This is a genomic window from Ottowia cancrivicina (assembly GCF_029813755.1).
GTDB classification, from domain to species: Bacteria; Pseudomonadota; Gammaproteobacteria; order Burkholderiales; family Burkholderiaceae_C; genus Ottowia; species Ottowia massiliensis.
In genome coordinates this window covers 1-5,598 of sequence record NZ_JARVII010000045.1, presented here as the reverse complement: position 1 = coordinate 5,598, position 5,598 = coordinate 1, and the positions used below count along the sequence as shown (strand labels likewise).

General features: G+C 67.6%; 3 protein-coding genes. All 3 read right to left on the bottom strand.

Annotated features, from left to right (window positions below; genetic code table 11):
• Positions 1 to 302: 302 nt before the first annotated feature.
• The 3 genes from QB898_RS12750 to QB898_RS12740 are packed head-to-tail and all read right to left on the bottom strand — an operon-like array spanning position 303 to position 5,498.
• Positions 303 to 2,039, bottom strand: a complete 1,737-nt coding sequence (locus QB898_RS12750; protein WP_279525255.1) for a TolC family protein — start codon at positions 2,037 to 2,039, stop codon at positions 303 to 305.
• On the bottom strand, positions 2,029 to 3,396 hold the full coding sequence (locus tag QB898_RS12745) for an HlyD family type I secretion periplasmic adaptor subunit (protein WP_050716203.1): 1,368 nt from the start codon (positions 3,394 to 3,396) through the stop codon (positions 2,029 to 2,031). The genes QB898_RS12750 and QB898_RS12745 overlap by 11 nt, the downstream gene beginning before the upstream one ends.
• Positions 3,393 to 5,498, bottom strand: a complete 2,106-nt coding sequence (locus QB898_RS12740; protein WP_279525256.1) for a type I secretion system permease/ATPase — start codon at positions 5,496 to 5,498, stop codon at positions 3,393 to 3,395. Before QB898_RS12740 ends, QB898_RS12745 begins: the two co-directional genes overlap by 4 nt.
• Positions 5,499 to 5,598 lie beyond the last annotated feature (100 nt).

The following is a 5,598-nucleotide window of genomic DNA, read 5'->3' as shown; positions in this document are numbered from 1 at the left end:
GACGCCCGGCCCCATTGAAAACAGCTACACGCTCGATCACACCGCCGCCAGCTACATGTATGACCCGCAAGGCCGCCTGCGCCTGTATCAAACCTGCGGCATCGGCGCTGACGCCATGGCGGCCAACGCGCGCGCACTGCTGCACGAAAAAAACGCGGATTGAGAATCTGCTCAAAGACGCAGAAACGGCCCGGATTCCAGCGCGCCCCAGAACCTGCTCATGATCTGCCTGTGAGGGGCGAAAGTGCGAAATTGGAATGAGCTGCAAGGCACAAACGACAGAAGGATCTTGAACCGGCTCTTCAGTGAATGGCCGCCTCTTGCAGCCACAGGCTCAGGCGGGCGCGGTTCCATTCGGTCAGGGTCTGGGACAGCTCAAGCTGGGCTTGCTGGAGCTGGGTCAGGCTCTGGTTGAGCTGGGTGATGTCGGCGGCGCCTGCGGCGTACTGGCGGTGCGTGGACTGGGCGGCTTGCATGGACAGCCGCCACAGCTGCCTGGCCAGGCGCAGGTTTTGCCAGGTGGCGCGGGTCTGGGTGTGCAGTTGCGCCAAGGTTTGCAGGGTTTGCTCCTGGGCCGCCTGGTATTCAATGTATTTCTGCTCGGCCTGCGCCTGGGCGGCGCGGACTTTGTAGGTGCTGGCAAAGCCGTCGAACAGGGGCACGGTCAGGCTCAGGCCCAGCACGTTTTCATGCGTGCGGCTGGCGGTGATGGCGTTGTTGGGGCGGCCATTGCGGTAGTGGGCCAGGTTCAAATCCAGCGTGGGCAGCCCTTCGGATTGCGCGGCGCGCAAAGCTTCTTGTGCGGCTTGCCACTGCGCCCGCGCGGCAAGAATGGCGGGGTGGCGCTGGCGGGCCTGTTCCAGCCAGTCCGGCAGGGGCGGCAAGGCCGGGGAAGATGCATGGCCCAAGTCAGCCGGCTGGTCCGGGTCATGCGCTGCGGTTTGGCCATCAGCATCGGCGTCAGCGGAAAGGCCGATGTCGTCTGCGCCGCCTTCTTCGCTGCCAGCCGGAAAAACGTCTTGCAGCCGCAAAGGCTGCGCGGCGGGCAGGCCAGTGAGGTAGGCCAGGCGGGCGGCGGCTTCGGCGTATTCGCCTTGGGCGCGGCTCAGTTCAAGCTGAATGCGCGCTTGCGCGGCCTGCGCTTGCACGGTGTCATGGGCGCTGCCTGCGCCGCCTGCCTGACGGCGGCGCGCGGCTTGCACGGTGCGGCTGGCCAGCGGAGCCAGGGTTTGCTGGGTGTGCAGGCGCGTTTGGGCGGCCTGGGCGCGGCCCCAGGTTTGCAGCAGTTCAGTCAGCGTTTGGTGAACGGTGGCGTCTTGCGTGTAGAGGGCCGCTTGCAGTTGGGCCTGCGCAGCGGCCGTGCGGGCGCTGCGCGCGCCCCAGTCCCACAAGCGCCAGGCGATGACGGCGTTTTTGGAAGTGGCCCAGGTGGTGTGGCTGGGAACGTCGGAGGGGCCATAGCTGACGCGGCTGCGCTGGCGGGCCAGCCCCGCGCTCACCTGGGGCCAGCGTCCGCTTTGCGCCTGCCCCACTTGCGCGGCCTGCTGGGCAATGGCGGGCCAGGTGGCGCGCACTTGCGGGTTGTGGCACAGGGCCAGATGCATGGCGGCAGGCAGGGTGAGCAGCGGCGGCTGGCCCGCCGGCGCGTCTGGCTGCCCGCTCAGCAGGGTTTGCAGCGCCCACTGGCTGTGCTGCGGGCTGGCGGCCGCGCGGGCCGGTGCGGCGGCGGAGCCGGGGCCGCCGCCTGGCGGGCCGCAGTCCAGCCCGCTTGCGGGGGGCGCGGGCGGCAGCGCCATCAGATCGGGCGGGGGCGGCGTATCCAGTAGTTTGTTCAATGGCTGCTCCAGCCGCGCCGGGCGGGTGCGCGCCGGGTCTTGCCAAGGCGTGAGGCGGTCACGCCAGCCAGAGGCGTCAGCGGCCTGCGGCCATTCAGGCCCGGTCTGCGCGGCGGCAGGCGGCGGCGCCAGCGCGGCCAGCAGCACGACAAGCGCTGCGCCATGCAACGCGCCAGGCAGCCAGCGCAAACGTTCAGCGCTCATTCAGGGCCTCGTGGGTGTGGCGCAGCAGCGGGCTGAGCACGTATTCGATGATGCGGCGCTCGCCCGTTCTGATTTCCACGCTGACCGACATGCCGGGCGTGATGGGCGTGGGCTGGCCATTGACGTTCAGCTCGGCGCGCTCCAGCTGCACTTTCACGCTGTAGATCAGGCCGCGCTTTTCGTCGGCGATGGCGTCTTGCGAAACGTGGGAGACGCTGCCGGGCAGCGTGCCGTATTTGGTGTACTCAAAGGCATCCACCTTCACGGCGGCGCTTTGCCCGGCGTGCACGAAGCCTTTGTCCTTGTTTTCCATGAAGGCCTCCACCTCCACCGGCCCGCCGCTGGGCACGATGTGCAAGATGGGCTGGGCCGCCTGCGCCACGCCGCCCAGCGTGTGTATGGCCAGCTGCTGCACGGTGCCGTCAATGGGCGCCTTGAGCGTGTGCAGGCGGCTGGCGCTGGCGGCGCGCAAGGCGTCTTGCGCGGCAGCGGCGGCAGTGCGGCGGGCCTGGGCAATTTCGTCCAGCGCCTGGCGCGTGACCTCGGCGGCCAGACCTGCCTGCTGGTTGCGCGCCTCTTGCAGCTGCGCCTGCAATTGCAGGCGGGCCTGCTCCTTGTCCTGCCAGGCATCGCGCGAGACATCACCCGTGGCGGCCAGCGCCTTGTAGCTGGCGGCCTGCCGCTCGGCCAGCGGCAGCGCCTGGCCGTAGTGGGCGATGTCATCCGCCAGCTTTTTGCGCCGCGCGGCGTAGTCCTGCCACTGGCCCAGCACATGGGCGCTGGCGGCCTGCCAGCGGCTGGCATCCAGCGTGGCGCCGCTGTCGCGGTTGAGCTGCGCCAGCGGCGGCAAGGCAGGCGGGCGGCCGTGGCGCAGGGCTTGCAGCAGCGCCTGGTTGCGCGCGAGGGTGAGGACGGATTCGTTGCGCTCGCCCAGGGCGCGGTCGCGCTCGGCGTCCAGCGCGCTGGTGTCCAGCTGCAGCAGCACATCGCCCGCGCGCACGCGCTGGCCTTCACGCACGTTCAGGGCGATCACGCTGCCAGTTTCCACAGCGGCGATCACCTTGCTGCGCTCGCTGGGAATGACCTTGCCCTGGGCGGTGACGACGATGTCCATGCGCCCGATCAGCGCCCAGGCAAAGGCCGTCAGCACCAGCAGCATGAGCAGCCAGGCGATCAGGCGCGCCGTGCCCGAAGGCGGCGTTTCCTGCACGGCCAGCGCGGCGGGCAGAAATTGCGCTTCGTCTTCGCGCAGCATGCGGCCTTGCAGCTGATCGCGGCGCTGCCAGTGCCAGGCAAAGGCGCGGGCGTAGCGGCCCCAAAGCTCGCGCCAGGCCTGCCAGCGGTGGCGCAAGCTCATGCACGCCCTCCCTGTTGCAAGCGGTACAGGTGGCTGTAGATGCCTTGCGGATTGGTCAGCAGCGCGGCGTGGCGGCCTTCTTCGGCAATCTGGCCGCGCTCCAGCACGATGATGCGGTCGGCATCGCGCACGGCCGAGAGGCGGTGGGCAATGATGAGCACCGTGCGCCCCTGGCAGATGCGCCGCATGTTGTCCTGAATGATCTTTTCCGACTCGTAATCCAGCGCGCTGGTGGCCTCGTCAAAAATGAGAATGCGCGGGTCGCCCAGCAGCGCGCGGGCAATGGCGATGCGCTGGCGCTGCCCGCCCGACAGGCCCGCGCCGTGCTCGCCCACCAGCGTGTCGTAACCCTCGGGCAACTCGCAAATGAAATCGTGCGCGCCGGCCAGCCTGGCTGCTTGCATGATGGCCTCGATGGGCGTGGCCGGATTGACCAGCGCAATGTTGTCGCGCACCGAGCGGCCAAACAGCACGTTTTCCTGCAACACCACGCCAATCTGGCGGCGCAGGCTGGCGGTATCGACGATGGCGATGTCCTGCCCGTCAATCAGCACGCGCCCCCGGTCGGGCACGTAAAGGCGCTGCACCAGCCGGGTGAGCGTGCTCTTGCCGGAGCCGGAGCGCCCCACGATGCCAATCACCTCCCCCGGCGCAATGCGCAGTTGCAGGCTGCGGATGACATCCGGCGCGTCAGGCCGGTAGCGGAAAGACACCTGATCGAACTCAATCGCGCCCGCCAGCCGGGGCAGGCGCGTCTTGCCGCCTTCAATTTCGGTGCGCGCGTTCAGAATGTCGCCCAGACGGCTCATGGAAATGCCCACCTGCTGAAAGTCGTTCCACAACTGCGCCATGCGCAAAATGGGGCCAGACACCTGTCCGGCCAGCATGTTGAAGGCAATCAGCTCCCCCACCGTCAGCCGGTTCTCAATCACCAGCGACGCGCCCAGCCACATGATGCCCAGCGTCACCAGCTTGCTCACCAGCATCACCGCATTGCCCGCCACCGTGGACACATTCGTGGCCGACAGCCCCGCCGCCACATAACCGGCCAGCTGCCTATCCCACTTCTGCTGCCAGCGCGGCTCCACGGCCATGGCCTTGACGGTATCGATGCCGCTGATCGTCTCCACCAGAAAAGACTGGTTTTCCGCGCCCCGGTTGAACTTCTCGTTCAGCCGCGCCCGCAGCACCGGCGTAAACAGCAGCGACAGCAGCACATACACCGGAATGGAAGCGGCCACGATCAGCGTCAGCTCCTGGCTGTAGAAAAGCATCACCGCCACGAACACCACCGAAAACACCAAATCCAGCGCCAGCGTCATCGCATTGCCGGTAAGAAAACTGCGAATGCTCTCCAGCTCCCGGATGCGCGCCACCGAATCGCCCACGCGCCGCGCCTGAAAGTAGCCCAGCGGCAGCGCCATCAGGTGCCTGAAAAGCCGCGCGCCCAGCTCCACATCAATCTTGCTGCTCGTGTGCGCGAAAACATAGGTGCGTATGCCCGTGAGCAGCGCCTCGAACACCGTGGCCGCCAGCAGCCCGGCGGCAATCACATTCAGTGTCTGCATGGCGTGATTGACCAGCACCTTGTCCATCACCACCTGAAAAAACATGGGCGTGACCAGCCCAATGAGTTGCAGCACGAAAGACACCAGCAGCACCTCTCCCAGCAGCCGCCGGTACTTGATGACTGCGGGAATGAACCACGTGAAATCAAAGCGCGCCAGCTCGCCCGCATAACTGGCCCGGCTCGTCAGAAACACCAGCTTCCCGCTCCACAGCCCCATGAAAGCGGCATGCCCCAGCGCCTGCGGCGCCTCGCCCGGGCGCTGGATGAGAAAGCGCCACTGCTGCGGCTCCTGCTGCGACTCCTGCCGCCCGCCCGCATCCACCTTCGCCAGAATGAAAAAGCGCCCCTCCTTGTCGCTCGCAATGCAAGGCAGCGGCGCCTTGTGCAAGCGCTGCGGCGGCTGGCGCACCGCCTTGGCGGCAAAGCCCAGGCTCTTGGCCGCATGCAGCAGCATGGTGACATCGAACGCCGCGCCGCCATATTCATGCCGCAACCTGGCCTCATCGGCAGGCAAGCCATGAAACTGCGCCATGACCAGCAGCGCCAGCAAGCCCGAATCAGGCGGCGGCGCGCAGGCATCCGCCGAAGAAGCCGAAGAAGCCGGAGGGGCTGAAGGGGCCTGAGGGGCCGTG

What these genes read in the sequence shown, in the direction of transcription:
- QB898_RS12740 (WP_279525256.1), bottom strand. Translation starts at nt 5,498, where the DNA reads ATGGCGCAGTTTCATGGCTTGCCTGCCGATGAGGCCAGGTTGCGGCAT.
- QB898_RS12745 (WP_050716203.1), bottom strand. Translation starts at nt 3,396, where the DNA reads ATGAGCTTGCGCCACCGCTGGCAGGCCTGGCGCGAGCTTTGGGGCCGC.
- QB898_RS12750 (WP_279525255.1), bottom strand. Translation starts at nt 2,039, where the DNA reads ATGAGCGCTGAACGTTTGCGCTGGCTGCCTGGCGCGTTGCATGGCGCA.